We start from the raw sequence: 16,065 nt of genomic DNA, 5'->3' as shown, positions 1-16,065 counted from the left end.
ACCTGCCGGGACGACGGCTGTGGAGGAACGACGACACGACAGCTGTTCCGCAACCCGTCCCGACACATTCGCAGGCGGGAGTAACGTGCCTGTGATCCGGAGCGGGCGCGGAGACACCGCACCCACCGGCGGCGAGAATCGGAGACGACCATGACCAGCGGACGATCTGACACCATCCCGAACCCCTCGGCGGCGAAGCTGAAGAGGAAGGTGATCGGTCTCGCCATCGCGGCGGCGGTCGGCGGCTTCCTCTTCGGCTTCGACTCGTCGGTGGTCAACGGTGCGGTCGAGGCGGTGCAGGGCGAGTTCGAGCTCTCGGCCGCCCTGATCGGCTTCGCCGTCGCGTCCGCCCTGCTCGGCTGCGCGCTCGGCGCGTACCTCGCGGGCCGCCTCGCCGACCGCTGGGGCCGCATCAAGGTGATGCTGCTCGGCGCCGGCCTCTTCTTCATCTCCTCGATCGGCGCCGGCGCGGCGTTCGCGGTCTGGGACCTGGTGCTCTGGCGGGTGATCGGCGGGCTCGGCATCGGCATCGCCTCGGTGATCGCCCCCACCTACATCTCCGAGATCGCGCCGAAGGCGATCCGCGGGGCCCTCGCCTCGCTCCAGCAGCTCGCGATCACGCTCGGCATCTTCGCCGCCCTGCTCTCGGACACGATCATCGCGGAGGGCGCCGGCGGCGCCTCCGAGCCCTACTGGTTCGGTGTCGCGGCCTGGCGCTGGATGTTCATCGCCTGCGCCGTCCCCGCCGTCATCTACGGTCTGCTCGCCCTCACCCTTCCGGAGTCGCCGCGCTACCTGGCCACTCGCGGCCGCTCGGACGACGCCCGCAAGGTCCTCGCGACGGTCACCCCGCGCGACGAGGTGGACGAGGCGCTGGCCGACATCCAGAAGAAGATCGACGAGGACGCCGAGAACGCCCAGCGCTCGAGCCTGCGCGGCCCGGCGCTCGGTCTGCTGCCGGTCGTCTGGGTCGGCATCCTGCTGTCGGTCTTCCAGCAGTTCGTCGGCATCAACGTGATCTTCTACTACTCGACCTCGCTCTGGAGCGCGGTCGGCTTCGACGAGTCGAACTCCTTCGCGATCTCGGTCTTCACCTCCATCGTCAACGTCGTGGTCACCTTCGTCGCGATCTTCCTGGTGGACAAGGTCGGCCGGAAGCCGCTGCTGCTCGTCGGATCCGCGGGAATGGCGATCTCGCTCGGGCTGATGGCGCTGGCCTTCAGCCAGTCGACGATCAGCGGCGAGGACGTGTCGCTCCCCGGCGCCTGGGGCCCGATCGCACTGGTCTCGGCCAACGCCTTCGTCGTCTTCTTCGGCGCGACCTGGGGCCCGCTGGTCTGGGTGCTGCTCGGCGAGATCTTCCCCAACCGGATCCGCGCCGCGGCGCTCGGCCTCGCAGCCTCCGCGCAGTGGATCGCGAACTTCGTGATCACGGTCACGTTCCCGATCCTGTCGCAGGACGTCTCGCTGACCCTCGCCTACGGCCTCTACGCGGCCTTCGCGGCGCTCTCGTTCTTCTTCGTCTTCATGTTCGTGCCCGAGACCAAGGGGCGCTCGCTGGAGGAGATGGACACGCTGCACATCCGCACCGTGATGAAGTCGGCGCGCAAGTAGCGCCTGCCCCGCCCTCGCGCCGAGCTCCGGCTCGCGGAACCAGTTCCGGCTCGTCGAACTCCCGCGGTTCTGCGAGCCGGAGGTGTTTCTGCGTGCCGGAGGTCGTCGCGGCGAGCTTCGGCTCGTGGAACGGGCTTCGGCTCGTGGGATCGGCCGGTTTCCGCGTGCCGGAGGTGTTTTCGCGTGCCGGAGGTCGTCCGGGGGAGCTGCGGCTCGTGGAACGGGCTTCGGCTCGTGGGATCGGCCGGTTTCCGCGTGCCGGAGGTGTTTTCGCGTGCCGGAGGTCGTCCGGGGGAGCTTCGGCTCGTGGAACGGGCTTCGGCTCGTGGGATCGGCCGGTTTCCGCGTGCCGGAGGTGTTTTCGCGTGCCGGAGGTCGTCCGGGGAGCTGCGGCTCGTGGAACGGGCTTCGGCTCGTGGGATCGGCCCGTTCCTGCGTACCGGAGGTGTTTCCGCGTGCCGGCGGTCGTCGCGCGGAGCTTCGGCTCGCGGAGCGGGCTTCGGCTCGTGGGATCGGCCGGTTCCCGCGTGTCGGAGGTGTTTTCGCGTGCTGGAGGAGCGCGCGGCATGCCGGAGGCGGTGCCGCCCGAAAACAGAGCGGCGCGGGCGTGAGCCGCGCCCCCCGCGCCCGCGGAGTGCGCGGCCGTCGTGGTGCTAGGCTTCTCGGAGCACCTCGCTCGTCGGGGTGACTACGCGCGCCCATTCGGCCAACGCTCCCCACGGTCCCCTTCGCCCAGCGCGAGGAGGGCGGGAGCGCGCCGGGCGCCAGGGCGACGTGCCGACCGGCCGTCGCAGACAACCGAACGGGAGTTCGGCGCCGTCGTGCGCCCGGGCCCCAGACAAGGAGAACGACTCATGGCAGTCGTCACCATGCGCCAGCTGCTCGACAGCGGCGTCCACTTCGGGCACCAGACCCGTCGCTGGAACCCGAAGATGAAGCGCTTCATCCTGACCGAGCGCTCGGGCAGCTACATCATCGACCTCCAGCAGTCGCTGGCCTACATCGACAAGACCTACGACTTCGTCAAGGAGACGGTCGCCCACGGCGGCACCATCCTCTTCGTCGGCACGAAGAAGCAGGCGCAGAACGCGATCTCCGAGCAGGCGACCCGCGTCGGCCAGCCCTACGTCAACCAGCGCTGGCTCGGTGGCCTCCTCACCAACTTCCAGACGGTCTCCAAGCGCCTCGCGCGCATGAAGGAGCTCGAGGAGCTGGACTTCGACGACACCGCGAAGAGCGGCTTCACGAAGAAGGAGCTCCTCATCAAGAAGCGGGAGCTCGACAAGCTGCACAAGTCGCTCGGCGGCATCCGGAACCTCTCGAAGACGCCGTCGGCCCTCTGGGTCGTCGACACCAAGAAGGAGCACCTCGCGATCGACGAGGCCAAGAAGCTGGGCATCCCGGTCATCGGCATCCTCGACACGAACTGCGACCCCGACGAGGTCCAGTACCCGATCCCGGGCAACGACGACGCGATCCGCTCGGTGAGCCTGCTCACCCGCATCGTCGCCGACGCCGCGGCCGAGGGCCTCATCCAGCGTCACCAGAAGCCCGAGGCCGAGGGCAACGTCTCCGCCGTCGAGCCGCTCGCCGAGTGGGAGAAGGAGCTGCTCACCACGAGCGACGACTCCGCCGCCTCGACCGATGCCGCGTCGACCGACGCCGCCGCGACCGACGCCCCGGCGTCCGACGTCCAGGAGCCCGCCGAGCAGGCCGGCGCCGAGACCGAGAAGGTCGCCGACGCCGAGCTCGCGACCGCCGACGAGGCCGTCGCCGACGCCGAGGCGCCCGCCGCCGAGCCCGCGACCGACGAGACCCCCGCGTCCGTCTGACACCCGCACTGAGCCGGGGGTCGGACGGGTCGCGAGAGCGCCCGTCCGGCCCCTGCTCATTCGGTGCACGTTCACCACGAATCAGAACCGCCGACACCACGGCGTGATGGAGTCCTCGAGACCGAGGCCCGTCGCCGCGGGAACGGCAGACCACGACGTCCGGTCGGGCGCAGGTGCTCGAAGCGCCGCGCCGACCGGACACTTACAGAGGAGTTCGCAGAACTATGGCTACTTTCAGCCTCGCTGACGTCAAGACGCTGCGCGAGCAGCTCGGAACCGGCATGGTCGACACCAAGAACGCGCTCGTCGAGGCCGACGGCGACCTGGACAAGGCGGTCGAGATCCTCCGCCTCAAGGGCGCCAAGGGCAACGCGAAGCGCGCCGACCGCTCCACGAGCGAGGGCCTCGTCGCCGCCGCCGAGAAGGACGGCGTCGCCACCCTGATCGAGCTCGCCTGCGAGACCGACTTCGTCGCCAAGGGCACCAAGTTCATCGCCCTGTCCGAGGGTGTGCTCGACGCGATCGTCGCCGCCGGCGCCACCAGCGTCGAGGAGGGCCTCGCCGCCCCCGCCGGTGACAAGACCGTCGCCGACCTCATCAACGACGAGGCCGCGATCCTCGGCGAGAAGGTCGAGCTGCGCCGCGTCGCCGCCGTCTCCGGTGAGCACTTCGCCGTCTACCTGCACAAGACCAACAAGGACCTGCCCCCGCAGGTCGGCGTGGTCCTGGGCTACTCGGGCGACGACGCGGACACCGCCCGCTCGATCGCGCAGCACATCTCGTTCGCCAACCCCTCCTACCTGTCGCGCGAGGACGTGCCGCAGTCGGAGGTCGACAACGAGCGCCGCATCGTCGAGGAGATCTCGCGCGGCGAGGGCAAGCCCGAGGCCGCCCTGCCGAAGATCATCGAGGGTCGCGTCAACGCGTACTTCAAGCAGGTCGCGCTGCTCGACCAGGACTACGCCAAGGACAACAAGCTGTCCATCAGCAAGGTCGTCGCGGACGCCGGTCTGACCGTGTCGGGCTTCGCCCGCTTCAAGGTCGGCGCGTAGCACGCGCGGCGAGGGGAGTCCGGGTCGTTCAGTCGACCCGGGCTCCCTTCGCTCTGCCCGGGGCAGGTGCCCGGGCGTGGTCGCGGGGCGTGCTCCGCGCGGGATAGGTTTGTACGGGTCTACGGGAGGAAACGTCGATGACGGAGACGGATGCGAAGACGACGGGCAAGCGCCGCAGGGTGCTGCTGAAGCTGTCGGGGGAGGCGTTCGGAGCCGGCACTCTCGGGGTGAACCCGGACGTGATCAGTGCCCTGGCGCGCGAGATCGCCGATGCCGCGACCGAGGTCGAGATCTCGGTGGTCGTCGGCGGCGGCAACTTCTTCCGCGGCGCCGAGCTCTCGCAGCGCGGCATGGACCGCGGCCGCGCGGACTACATGGGCATGCTCGGCACGGTGATGAACGCCCTCGCCCTCCAGGACTTCCTCGAGCAGGCCGGCGCCGAGACGCGCGTCCAGTCCGCGATCGCGATGACGCAGGTCGCGGAGCCCTACATCCCCCGCCGGGCGATCCGGCACATGGAGAAGGGCCGCGTCGTGATCTTCGGCGCCGGCGCAGGGCTGCCCTACTTCTCCACCGACACCGTCGCCGCGCAGCGCGCGCTCGAGACGCACGCCGATCTCGTGCTCGTCGCGAAGAACGGCGTCGACGGCGTCTACGACGACGACCCGCGGACGAATCCCGACGCGAAGAAGCTCGACACCCTCACCTACCAGGAGGCGCTGCAGCGCGGCCTGAAGGTCGTCGACTCCACCGCTTTCAGCCTCTGCATGGACAACGGGATGCCGATGCAGGTCTTCGGGATGGAGCCGGCCGGCAACGTCGCGGCGGCCATCCGCGGAGCCCGCCTGGGCACCCTCGTCTCCACCTAGGGCGTTCCCGCCCCGAACTAGACTGACCACTTCCCTCTCTTAAGGAGCCCCCTGTGATCTCGGATGTACTGGCCGACGCGACCGTCAAGATGGACAAGGCCGTCGGAGTCGCCAAGGAGGACTTCTCCACGGTGCGCACCGGCCGGGCGAACCCCGGCATGTTCCAGAAGGTCCTCGTGAGCTACTACGGCACGCCGACGCCGCTGTCGCAGCTCGCCTCGCTGCAGAACCTCGAGGCGCGCACGCTGCTCGTCACCCCCTACGACAAGGGCTCGCTGCGCGACATCGAGCAGGCCATCCGGGACATGCCGAACCTCGGTGCGAACCCGACCAACGACGGCTCCGTCATCCGGATCAACCTCCCCGAGCTCACGGCTGAGCGCCGCAAGGAGTTCGTGAAGATCGTGCGCACCAAGGCCGAGGACGCGAAGATCGCCGTCCGCAACATCCGCCGCAGCGCCAAGAGCGACCTCGACGCGCTGAAGGGCGACATCGGCGACGACGAGCTCGCCCGCGGCGAGAAGGAGCTCGAGTCCCTCACCAAGCAGCACGTGGACGCCATCGACGAGGCGCTCAAGCGCAAGGAATCCGAACTGCTCGAGGTCTAGCGCCGTGCCCGTGAATCCCGTGGAACCCGAGGGCGACGACGACGCTCCGGCGCCGCACGTCCCGGGCGCCCGGGGTTCGCGCATGGTCACCCGTGACGCTCTGCGCGCACGGGCCCAGCAGGGTCGCGCCGACGTCGAGCGCCAGCTGGAGGCCACCCGCGCCCAGCTCGAGGCGACCAACGAGCGGCTGACCGCCCGCTCCGGCCGCAACCTCGTCTCCGCCACGGCCATCGGCCTGATCGGCGGCGGCGCCATGGTCGTCAGCCTGCTCGTCATCAAAGAGCTCTTCATGGTGCTCGCCGGCGCCCTGGTGCTCCTGGCGGCGCTCGAGCTCTCGAACGCGTTGCGGCAGGCCGGTCGCGACATCCCGCGCATCCCCACCGGGATCGTGGCGGTCGTCGCGGTGCCCGCCGCGTACTACGGCGGGATGTCCGCGGCGTGGTTCGCGGTCCTCGGCGGCTCGGCGCTGGTGGGGCTCTGGCGGCTCGGCGAGCAGCTGTTCCAGCGCACGCGCTCGAGCGGCCGCGACCTGCTGCTCGACGTCGGCCTCGGCGCCTTCGTGCAGATCTACGTCACCTTCCTCGGCGCCTTCGCGATCCGCCTCGTCGCGGAGGAGGGCGGTCAGCTCTGGGCGCTGTCCTTCCTCATCCTCGTGATCGTCGTCGACACGGGCGCCTACGCGAGCGGACTGACCTGGGGCAAGCACCCGATGGCACCGCGGATCAGCCCGAAGAAGACCTGGGAGGGCTTCGCGGGCGCCGCGGCCGCCGGTGTCGGCGTCGGCATCCTCCTCGCCGTCCTGCTGCTCGGCCAGCCCTGGTGGGTCGGCGCGGTCTTCGGCGCGGTGATCCTGCTCACCGCGACGCTGGGCGACCTCGCCGAGTCGCTGATCAAGCGCGACATCGGCATCAAGGACATGAGCTCGTGGCTGCCCGGCCACGGCGGCTTCCTCGACCGGCTCGACTCGATCCTGCCGTCGGCCGCCGCCGCGTACGTGCTCTACTTCGTCTTCGCGCACTGATTCGTCTTCGCGCACTGACGCTCGGGCCGACCGCGGCCGTCGCGTCGATTCCCGGTCCGGCCGCGGTCTTGGCATGATGTCGGGATGGACGCTCCCTTCCCCCGCGCGCGCGAGTCCCGGCCCGGTTACGACACCGACGAGGTCGACTCGTTCCTCGCCTCGGCCCGGGAGGCCTACGGCCAGCTCTCCGGCGGCCCGGCGGACCTGCGGGCGGCGGATCTGCGGCACACCGCCTTCTCGCTGAAGAAGGGCGGCTACTCCGCGCCGCACGTCGACGCCGCGCTGGAGCGACTGGAGGACGCCTTCGCGGTGCGCGAGCGCCAGTACGCGATCGCCGCGCAGGGCGAGGCGGCCTGGCTGCAGACGGCGCGCGAGACGGCGCAGGAGATCGTGAACCGGCTCGCCAGGCCCGCTCGCGAGCGCTTCGCCCGCGCCGGCGTGCTGACCACCGGCTACAACATCCGCCAGGTCGACGCCTTCTCCGACCGGATCTCCGGCTACTTCCGCGACGGCTCCGTGCTCACCGTCGACGACGTGCGGACGGTGTCGTTCGCCCCGCAGCGCGGCGGCTACTCCGAGCCGCAGGTCGACCTGGTGCTCGACGCCGTCGTCGACGTGATGCTGGCGGTGCGCTGAGCCCTCCGCCGAGCAGTGGCGGATCGGGGAGGCGTCCGTTATGCTTTCGTGATCGTGGGTATGCATCAGAGAACGTCCGTCGCGCAGCCACCCGTCTCCCGATCCTCGGTCGAGACCTCGAAGCGCCCGGCGGCCCGCCGCTCCCGGACGCGGCTGCCGCTGGCGTTCCTGGCCTTCGCCGCCTCCATCGGCTTCGTCGCCGTGAGCGCCGTCGATCCCTCCAGCGGAGCGGTCGCCTCGCCGTTCTACCAGGCGCCCGTGCGGTTCAACGGCGACCCGGCTCAGCGCCTCGTGGTCGCCGACGCCGCCGCTGAGCGCGTCGTGCAGCGCGACACGTTCGACGCTCAGGCGAAGCCGACCCCCACCCCGACTCCGACGCCGACCCCCACCAAGACGAAGCAGGCCGTCGTCGAGGAGGAGGAGTCGACCGAGGCGGCGGCGCCCGTCGCCCGGGCCGCCGCTCCGGATCCCGGCTCCGCGAAGGCCATCGCCTACGACCAGATCGTGCAGCGCGGCTGGGCCGACAGCGAGTACGACTGCCTCGTCCTGCTCTGGAACCGCGAGTCCGGCTGGAACGTCTACGCCGAGAACAAGTCGAGCGGCGCCTACGGCATCCCGCAGGCGCTCCCCGGCAACAAGATGGCCACGGTCGCCGGTGACTGGCAGACCAACGCGAGCACGCAGATCACCTGGGGACTCACCTACATCACCGGTCGCTACGGCTCGCCCTGCGGTGCCTGGGGGCACTCGCAGAGCGTCGGCTGGTACTGAGCCGACCCGTCCGGACGGACGAACTCGAGCCGAGCCGGCGGGGCTGATCCGCCGGGCGTGAGCCGCCGGAGCAGGGCGGCCCGGATCCGCCCGATAGCCTGAGCGCGTGGATTACGCGCTGCTCGGGGTCGTCGGGATCATCACCGTCGTCACCGTCGCGCGGTTCTCCAGCAGGCTCGGCGTGGCCGCGCCGCTCCTGCTGGTCGTCATCGGCATCGGCGCGTCCTATCTGCCCGGCGTGCCCGAGATCGAGGTCGAGCCGGAGCTGATCCTGGCCGGGGTCCTGCCGCCGCTGCTCTACTCCGCGGCGATCCAGGTGCCGCTCGCCGACTTCCGGCGCAACCTGCGATCGATCTTCGGGCTGTCGGTCCTCCTGGTCGTCGTCACGGCGCTCGTGGTCGGCTTCTTCCTCTACATGCTGCTGCCGGACCTCAGCCTGCCGGCGGCCATCGCGCTCGGTGCGGTCGTCAGCCCCACCGACGCCGTCGCCGCGACCTCGATCGGCAAGAAGCTCGGCCTGCCACCGCGTCTGGTCACGGTGCTCGAGGGCGAGAGCCTGGTCAACGACGCGTCGGCGCTGGTGCTGCTGCGGGCTGCGACGGCGGCGACCGCGGTGGTCGGCGCTTCCGTCTCGAGTGACGCGATCGACATCGGCGAGGTCGGCGTGCTCTTCGTCTACTCGGTCGTGATGGCGGTCGTCCTCGGGCTGGTGATGGGGGTCCTCACCGTCTTCGTCCGCTCCAAGCTCCGCGACCCCGTGCTCGACACGGCGGTGTCCTTCGCCGTCCCCTTCCTCGCCTACATCCCGGCGGAGGAGCTGGGCGCGTCGGGCGTGCTGGCCGTCGTCGTCACCGGCATCTACACGGGGCACAACAGCGCGCGCTTCCTCAGCCCGCAGTCGCGGATCAGCGAGCGGGTCAACTGGCGGACGGCGCAGTTCCTGCTGGAGAACGGCGTCTTCCTGCTGATGGGCGCCGAGATCAAGGCGATCGTCGGCGAGGTGGAGCCGGGCGGGGTCGGTGTCGACACCGCCGTCTACCTCGGGCTGGCGACCGTGCTCATCCTGATCGTGCTGCGCACCCTCTTCGTCTGGCCGCTCCTGCTCTGGCTGCGCGGCTCCGGACGGCGGGCGGAGCGGATCAACCGGCGGCTCGCGGTCGGCGTGATGCGGCTGCGCAACAGCGCGAGCAGCGACGAGCGGTTCCGCCGTCGGCAGCAGCGGGCCGAGCGGCTCTACCAGCGTCGCGAGACCGACCTGGCGGCGACGACGAGCGAGGCCTTCGGCTGGCGCGGCGGCGTGATCCTGTCTTGGTCCGGCATGCGCGGCGTGGTCACGCTCGCGGCGGCGCAGTCGCTGCCGGACGAGACGCCGTACCGCTCGCAGCTCATCCTGATCGCCTTCACGGTCGCCGTGGTGACGCTCCTGCTGCAGGGAGCGACGCTGCCCGCGCTGATCCGCGTCACGGGCATCCAGGGGAGCGACGGCGACGCCGACCGACGCGAGCTGGCCACTCTGCTCGACGAGGTCGCCTCGACCGGGATCCAGGCGCTCCCCGGCGCGGTCGAGGATCTGCCGGACGGCACCGTCGGCGAGCGCGTGCTCGAGCGCGTCCGTCGTGACACCCTGACCCGCTCTCAGGTGGCGTGGGAGCAGGTGGAGCGCGACGCGGACGCTCCGCTCGGCCCGCACGGGCAGTACCTGCAGCTGCGCCGCGCGGTGCTGACCGCCGAGCGCGAGGCACTGCTGGAGGCGCGCGGCCGCGGGGTCTACTCCTCGCGGATCCTCCGGCGGGCCCAGCTCATGCTCGATGCAGAGGAGACGCGGCTGGAGATGGACGACTCCTCGCACTGAGCCCGCGGCCGGGTCGGGGCGCCGCGCGACGGCTCCTAGACTGGGGCAATGCCGCGCAGCAATCGACCCCGCGGACGCGGGCGCGACGAGGACGACGAGCAGCGCGACCTCTCGCAGATGCTCGCCGGCTGGCGCCGCACCGAGACGCGCCGCGGCCGGGAGTGGAACGTCCAGCCCGTCTCCTCGGCCCGCGCCGTGAAGAACTACCTCTGCCCGGGCTGCGGCCAGACGATCGACATCGGCCTCGCCCACGTCGTCGTCTGGCGCGGCGACGGGGCGCTCGGCGACGCGGCGGACCTCGCCGGCCGGCGCCACTGGCACACCCACTGCTGGCGGATCGAAGGAGCCCGATGACGCACGAGATCCGCGGAGGCGTCGTCCTCCCCGCCCGCCGCGAGGACGTGGAGCTGCGCACCGCCGACGGGCTGACTCTCGTCGGCGAGCTGGCACTGCCGCTCGACCGCGAGCCGGTCGCGACGCTGGTCACCCTGCATCCGCTGCCCACGCACGGCGGCTTCATGGACTCGCACATCCTCCGCAAGGCCGCGGGGCGGCTGCCTGCCCTGGCCGGCGTGGCGGTGCTGCGCTTCAACACCCGCGGCACCACCTCGCCGCGCGGCACGAGCGAGGGCGCCTTCGACGGCGGAACGGCCGAGCGCGCCGACGTCGCCGCGGCGATGGCGCTGGTCGCCGAGCGCGGGCTGCCGCACCCCTGGCTGGTCGGCTGGTCCTTCGGCACCGAGCTGGCGCTCAAGTGGGGGAGGGAGCACCCGGTCGAGGGCGCGATCCTGCTGTCCCCGCCGCTGCACCGGGCGACGGCGGAGGAGGTCGCGGCCTGGGGCGAGGACGGGCGCCCGCTCGTGGCGCTGATCCCCGAGTTCGACGACTACCTGCGCCCGGAGGCGGCCGCCGAGCGCTTCGCCTCGGTCCCGCAGCTGGAGCTCGTGCCGGTCGCCGGCGGCAAGCACCTCTGGGTGGGCGAGGCGCAGACGCGCCGGGTGCTCGACGAGATCGTGCGGGTCGTCGCTCCGGACTCGTCGCCGCTGCCGACGGAGTGGGCGGGCGAGCTCGGCTGAGCCCGCCCGCGCCGGTCAGCTCTTCGAGGAGTCGCCGTCGTCGTCGCCGTCGTCGTTCTCGTCGTCGTCCGACAGCCCGTCGATGTGGCCGATCAGGCCGCGGAGCCCCTTCACGTAGCCGGCGATCGCGTCGCGCTCCGTGCGGATCTCGTCGAGGCGCGACTCGGCCGTGTTCTGCAGCTCGCGCGTGCGGCGCTCGGCGTCGGCGATCATGTCCCGCGCGCGGTCGCGGGCGTCGTCGAGCAGTGCGTCCGACTCGTCCTGCGCCTCGCGGCGCAGCTTCGTGACGTCGTCGAGGGCGTCGCTGCGCAGGGCGTCGGCCTCGAGGCGCTTGTCGTTCGCGCGCCGGATCGCGTCGGCGAGCTGCAGGTTCGACTCGTCGAGGTAGCGCTGGGTCTGGGCGACCGCCTCCTGGTGGCGGAGCAGGTAGTCGCGGTCCGCCTCCTCGCGGCGGGCGGCGAGCTCCACGACGAGGTCGATCCGGGCCTGCTCGACCTCGCGCGAGAGCGCGGCGGCCTCGTCGGACGCGGCGGAGCGCAGGGCCGCCAGCTCGGCGTCGAGCACGGCGACGGCCTCGGCCCGGTCCCGGGCGAGCGCGGTGCGCAGGTCGGCGAGCTCACGGGCCCCGTCGGCGCGGCCGCCGGCCAGCTCGGCGGCGAGGTCGGCGCGGCCGGAGAGGACCTCGGCCTCCAGGTCGGCGCGGGCGGCGAGCACCTCGGCCTCGACGGCAGCGCGGGCCTCGGCGACCTCGGCGGTCACGGCGGCGCGCAGGCGATCGACCTCGGAGGCGACCTCGGCACGCAGCAGCTCGTTGCTCTGGGCCAGGCGGGCGGCCTCGGCGCGGGCCACCTCGACCTCGCGGGCGGCGACGGCGCGCATCTCGGCGGCCTCGCGGCCGGCTTCGGAGCGGATCGCCGCCGCCTCGCGCTTGGCGGTCGCGCGGGTCTCGGCGGCCTCCGTCGCGACGGTGCCGCGGATGGCGGCGGCCTCGCGGACCGCGTCCTGCGTCATCACGTCGCGGTCGTCGGCGGCCTTGCCCAGGGTCGCGGCGGCCTGCGCCTCGGACTCCTCTCGGGTGCGGTCCGCGCGGCGGCGGGCCTCGGTGACGAGGCGCTCGGCCTCGTCCCGTGCGCCCTGCAGCAGGCCGTCGCGGTCGTCGCGGGTGGAGCGGCGCAGTGCGGAGGCGTCGTTCTCGGCCTGGGCGATGATGCGCTCCGACTGCTCCTCCGCCACGCGGAGGGTGTGCTCGAGCTTCGCGCCCAGGCCGGCGTAGGTGGGGGCGCCGACCTGCTGCAGCTCCTTCTCGAGCCCGTCGATGCGGGAGGCGAGGCGCTTGGACTCGCGCCCGCTCTCGGCCGCCTGGGTGTTGGCGTGGATGAGCTCGCGCCGCAGACCCTGGATGGCCTTGTCGACCTCGTCCCGGTCGTAACCACGGAACACCTGGGTGAATTCGGCCTCGTCGCTTGCCACGTCGTCTCCTCCGGAACACGGCCGCGGCGGGGTCGCGGCACTCCAGGGAGTTTAGTCAGCGGGTGCCTCCGGGCCCGGGCCGACACCCGCACGGTGCGACCGCCCGTCGGCGCTCTCGGCGGATCCCTGGGTTCGGCGGAGGGCATCCGCTAACCTGGACTGTCTTTGTCTGTTGCCGTCGCGCCCCGGTCCGGCCGTCACCGGAGCCGTCCCGGGCCGCCACACCCCGATCCGGCAACGCAGGAGGAGTTCTTTCGTGCGGTTCGTCTTCGCCATCATCGCCACCGTCATCGCCGCGGCGCTCATCGCGCTCGGCATCGGACAGCGGACGGTGTGGGCTCCTCCGGAGTCGCTCACCGTTGAGACCGCCGTCGAGTCGGGTGCCCCGTACGCCGTCATCGACGGCAGCACGCTGGGAGCGAATCCCGGCCGCCAGACCGTCACGGTCGAGGGCGAGGGCGATCTCGTGATGGCGTACGCGCCGACGAGCGACGTGCTGGGCTGGATCAACGGCTCCGAGTACGACGCCATCGGCTACGCGAGCACCGAGGACTCGGATGCGCTCACCGCGTCGCAGGAGACCGGGACGGCCCTCACCCTCGCCTCCGACGTCGCCGACGCCGATGCGGGCGTCACCGACCCGCGCGGCTCCGACCTCTGGCTGGAGCAGTTCGAGGGCTCGGGCAGCATCACCGCCGCGCTCGACCTGCCCGAGGACGTCTCGCTGATCGTCGCGAGCGACGGCACCGCGTCGGCCGTGAGCGACGTCCGGGTGAGCTGGCCGGTCGACACCGCCACCCCGCTGGCCGGACCGCTGCTGCTCGGCGGCGCGTTCTTCCTCCTGGTCGGGCTCGTCCTCTACATCTGGGCCTTCCTGCACCTGCGCCGCCAGCACGGTCCGCGCCGCAAGGGCCCGCAGGGGAAGGTCCCGCGCGGCGTGCGGCTGCCCCGCGCCCGCGCCGGCATCCAGTCCTCGATCGCCTCGGCCCAGCCCTCGCGTCGCCGCCGACTGCTCGTGCTCCCGGTCGCCCTGGCCGCGACGGTGCTGCTCGCCGGCTGCAGCTCCGACTACTGGCCCGATCTCGCCGCGGGGGCCTCCGAGACCCCGACGGCGTCGGCCACCGCGACCCCCGGTGCCGAGCCGGTCGCCGCCGAGCCGACTCCCGTCGTGACGACCCAGCAGGCGGAGGCGATCGTCGCCTCGGTGTCGCAGGTCGCGGCCGATGCGGACGCCGCCCGCGACGCGAGCATCCTGGCGGAGCGCTTCCAGGGCGAGGCGCTCACGGAGCGCACCACGACCTACGACATCCTCGCGAAGGGCGGGACGATCGATGCGCCCCAGGCAATCCCGGCCTCGCCGGTGAGCCTCGTGCTGCCGCAGGACACCGAGAGCTGGCCGCGCCTCGTCACCGCCGTCGTGCAGAACTCGGCCGACGCGACCCAGGCGCCCATCGCGCTGATGATGAGCCAGGCGAGCCCCCGCGTCGACTACAAGGTCGACTACGCGATCTCGCTCGAGGCCAACGCGCGCATCCCCGACGTCGCGCCGGTCACCGTCGGCACCTCGATCGTCGCGCCCGACTCGCGCCTGATGAAGCTCGCGCCGGAGACCGTCGGCACGGCCTACGCCGACATCCTCGCAAACGGCGACTCGAGCCAGTACGCCGGCACCTTCTCGGTCGACGGCGACACGCTGCGCGGCCAGGTCGGCGTGGACAAGAAGAACGCCGACCGCGAGGCCCTGCCCGACACGGCGTCGATCGAGTTCTCCAACGCCGCCGGTACCTCGCCCACCATCGCGCTCGCGACGAACGACTCCGGCGCCCTCGTCGCCGCGAGCATCGCGGAGACCGCGACGGTGCGCCCCACCGCCGAGGGCTCGACCGTGTCGACGTCCGGCGCCTCGCAGACCCTGCTCGGCACCGACAAGTCGACCACGGGCATCGCGACCACCTACGGTTATCAGTTGCTGTTCTACGTACCGCCCGTCGGATCGGAGGAGAAGATCGTCATGCTCGGATGGAGCCAAGGACTCGTCTCGGTGGTGCAGCTGCCGTGAGCACCCCCCTGCCCCCGCTGCCCGGAAATCTGCGCGGCGCCGTGGACCTGTCCACCCTCGTGAACCGGCGGCCGCCGGCGGCCCCCGCCGCCGCATCCGCGGGCGGCGGTGAAGCCGCTCAGGGCTCGCCCGTCGCCAACCCGCTGCTGCTGAGCGCGGGCGACGCGGAGTTCGACCAGGTCGTCCAGCTCTCCTCGCGCGTGCCCGTGATCGTCGATCTGCGCGGCTCCTGGTCCGACCAGAGCCAGAGCATGACGGCGCTGCTCGAGAAGGTCGTGATCTCCTACGCCGGTGCGATGGTGCTCGTCGGCGTCGACGTCGAGTCGAGCCCGCAGCTCGCCCAGGCGTTCCAGGTGCAGTCGGTGCCGACGATCGCCGCCATCATCGGCGGCCGCCCCGTTCCGATGTTCAGCGGCCTCGTCACCGAGGAGCAGCTCCGCGACCTGCTCGAGCAGGTGCTGCAGCTCGCCGGCCAGCAGGGCGTCACCGGCACCGTCCCCGTCGACCCCGGCGCCGCCGCGCAGCCGGACGCCGAGCCGGAGGCCGCCCCGCTGCCCCCGCACCACCAGGAGGCGTACGACGCGATCGATCGCGGCGACTACTCCGCGGCCATCACCGAGTACGAGACCGCGATCGCGCAGAACCCGCGCGACGACCTCGCCGTCGCCGGCCTCGCGCAGGTTCGGCTGCTCGCGCGCCTGCAGGGCAAGACGCTCGACGACATCCGCTCGTCCGCCGCTGCGGAGCCCGCGAACCTCGACGCGCAGCTCGCCGTGGCGGACCTCGACGTCTCCGGCGGCCACGTCGAGGACGCCTTCGACAGGCTCCTCTCGATGTTCCCCCGGCTCGACGCCGACGGGAAGGCCAGCGTGCGCGCCCGCCTCCTGGAGCTCTTCGAGATCGTCGGCACGACCGACCCGCGGGTGAACAAGGCCCGCGCACGTCTCACGGGCCTGCTGTACTGAGCTGAATTGCGGGAGGAGCGCGAGCGCTCCTCCCGCCGCGGTCGGCAGGGCGCGCGGGGCGTTCCCGAGAGCATCCTGCGTTCGGCTCGCGGAGAATGCTGGCACGCGTTTTCCGCTCATCGCCTTCAGGGGGGATGGGTGGTTCGGGCGGCTGAGGGGTGGGGAGTGGCTCGGGGTGGATGGCGACGCGGCGGCGGCGGCGTCGGGCTCGGGGCCGGGCGGTCGTCGATCCCGCGCCAT

Annotated in this window: 14 protein-coding genes; 13 read left to right on the top strand and 1 reads right to left on the bottom strand. The window is 72.1% G+C overall.

Going from position 1 to position 16,065, the window contains the following annotated elements; genetic code table 11:
- The first annotated feature begins 150 nt into the window (after positions 1-150).
- The 11 genes from GSU72_RS11325 to GSU72_RS11275 all read left to right on the top strand — a co-directional run bounded on the left by GSU72_RS11325 (position 151) and on the right by GSU72_RS11275 (position 11,331).
- Positions 151-1,614, top strand: coding sequence for a sugar porter family MFS transporter (locus GSU72_RS11325; protein ID WP_159985103.1), 1,464 nt, complete (start codon positions 151-153; stop codon positions 1,612-1,614).
- An 854-nt stretch (positions 1,615-2,468) separates the two neighbouring features.
- Positions 2,469-3,446 (top strand): 30S ribosomal protein S2, encoded by a 978-nt coding sequence (gene rpsB / locus GSU72_RS11320; RefSeq protein ID WP_159985102.1) that lies wholly within the window; start codon positions 2,469-2,471, stop codon positions 3,444-3,446.
- 224 nt (positions 3,447-3,670) lie between these two features.
- Entirely contained in the window at positions 3,671-4,498 is an 828-nt protein-coding gene (gene tsf / locus GSU72_RS11315; RefSeq protein WP_159985101.1) for a translation elongation factor Ts, read from the top strand.
- Positions 4,499-4,635: 137 nt separating this feature from the next.
- Entirely contained in the window at positions 4,636-5,367 is a 732-nt protein-coding gene (pyrH, locus tag GSU72_RS11310; protein WP_159985100.1) for a UMP kinase, read from the top strand.
- A 53-nt stretch (positions 5,368-5,420) separates the two neighbouring features.
- Positions 5,421-5,975 (top strand): ribosome recycling factor, encoded by a 555-nt coding sequence (gene frr / locus GSU72_RS11305; RefSeq protein WP_159985099.1) that lies wholly within the window; start codon positions 5,421-5,423, stop codon positions 5,973-5,975.
- A 10-nt stretch (positions 5,976-5,985) separates the two neighbouring features.
- Complete coding sequence (locus GSU72_RS11300) at positions 5,986-6,996, top strand: phosphatidate cytidylyltransferase (protein WP_244255770.1); 1,011 nt, start codon at positions 5,986-5,988, stop codon at positions 6,994-6,996.
- 84 nt (positions 6,997-7,080) lie between these two features.
- Complete coding sequence (locus tag GSU72_RS11295) at positions 7,081-7,632, top strand: DivIVA domain-containing protein (RefSeq protein WP_159985098.1); 552 nt, start codon at positions 7,081-7,083, stop codon at positions 7,630-7,632.
- A gap of 60 nt (positions 7,633-7,692) precedes the next feature.
- Complete coding sequence (locus GSU72_RS11290) at positions 7,693-8,403, top strand: lytic transglycosylase domain-containing protein (RefSeq protein ID WP_159985097.1); 711 nt, start codon at positions 7,693-7,695, stop codon at positions 8,401-8,403.
- Between the two features lie 106 nt (positions 8,404-8,509).
- Positions 8,510-10,255: a sodium:proton antiporter gene (locus GSU72_RS11285; RefSeq protein ID WP_159985096.1), complete on the top strand. Its 1,746-nt coding sequence runs from the start codon at positions 8,510-8,512 to the stop codon at positions 10,253-10,255.
- Positions 10,256-10,303: 48 nt separating this feature from the next.
- The gene (locus tag GSU72_RS11280) at positions 10,304-10,609 is read left to right on the top strand and encodes a hypothetical protein (RefSeq protein WP_159985095.1); all 306 of its coding nucleotides are present in this window, start codon (positions 10,304-10,306) and stop codon (positions 10,607-10,609) included.
- A complete protein-coding gene (locus tag GSU72_RS11275; protein WP_159985094.1) occupies positions 10,606-11,331 on the top strand; it encodes an alpha/beta fold hydrolase in 726 nt (241 codons plus the stop codon). The genes GSU72_RS11280 and GSU72_RS11275 overlap by 4 nt, the downstream gene beginning before the upstream one ends.
- A gap of 15 nt (positions 11,332-11,346) precedes the next feature.
- Here the strand turns inward: GSU72_RS11275 and GSU72_RS11270 are convergent, their stop codons facing one another.
- Complete coding sequence (locus GSU72_RS11270) at positions 11,347-12,801, bottom strand: DivIVA domain-containing protein (RefSeq protein ID WP_159985093.1); 1,455 nt, start codon at positions 12,799-12,801, stop codon at positions 11,347-11,349.
- A 256-nt stretch (positions 12,802-13,057) separates the two neighbouring features.
- Here GSU72_RS11270 and GSU72_RS11265 point away from each other — a divergent pair, with 256 nt between their 5' ends.
- Positions 13,058-14,860, top strand: coding sequence for a hypothetical protein (locus tag GSU72_RS11265; protein WP_159985092.1), 1,803 nt, complete (start codon positions 13,058-13,060; stop codon positions 14,858-14,860).
- A complete protein-coding gene (locus GSU72_RS11260; protein ID WP_244255769.1) occupies positions 14,857-15,825 on the top strand; it encodes a tetratricopeptide repeat protein in 969 nt (322 codons plus the stop codon). The genes GSU72_RS11265 and GSU72_RS11260 overlap by 4 nt, the downstream gene beginning before the upstream one ends.
- The last annotated feature ends 240 nt before the right edge of the window (positions 15,826-16,065 follow it).

The sequence above is a fragment of the Rathayibacter sp. VKM Ac-2760 genome (assembly GCF_009834185.1).
Lineage (GTDB): Bacteria > Actinomycetota > Actinomycetes > Actinomycetales > Microbacteriaceae > Rathayibacter.
The sequence above is the reverse complement of the archived record's forward strand: the minus strand, read 5'-3'. Positions and strand labels throughout refer to the sequence as shown.

Coding starts and splice junctions, on each gene's coding strand:
- GSU72_RS11290 (WP_159985097.1), top strand. CDS start 7,693: ATGCATCAGAGAACGTCCGTCGCGCAGCCACCCGTCTCCCGATCCTCG.
- pyrH (WP_159985100.1), top strand. CDS start 4,636: ATGACGGAGACGGATGCGAAGACGACGGGCAAGCGCCGCAGGGTGCTG.
- rpsB (WP_159985102.1), top strand. CDS start 2,469: ATGGCAGTCGTCACCATGCGCCAGCTGCTCGACAGCGGCGTCCACTTC.
- GSU72_RS11275 (WP_159985094.1), top strand. CDS start 10,606: ATGACGCACGAGATCCGCGGAGGCGTCGTCCTCCCCGCCCGCCGCGAG.
- GSU72_RS11280 (WP_159985095.1), top strand. CDS start 10,304: ATGCCGCGCAGCAATCGACCCCGCGGACGCGGGCGCGACGAGGACGAC.
- GSU72_RS11325 (WP_159985103.1), top strand. CDS start 151: ATGACCAGCGGACGATCTGACACCATCCCGAACCCCTCGGCGGCGAAG.
- GSU72_RS11295 (WP_159985098.1), top strand. CDS start 7,081: ATGGACGCTCCCTTCCCCCGCGCGCGCGAGTCCCGGCCCGGTTACGAC.
- tsf (WP_159985101.1), top strand. CDS start 3,671: ATGGCTACTTTCAGCCTCGCTGACGTCAAGACGCTGCGCGAGCAGCTC.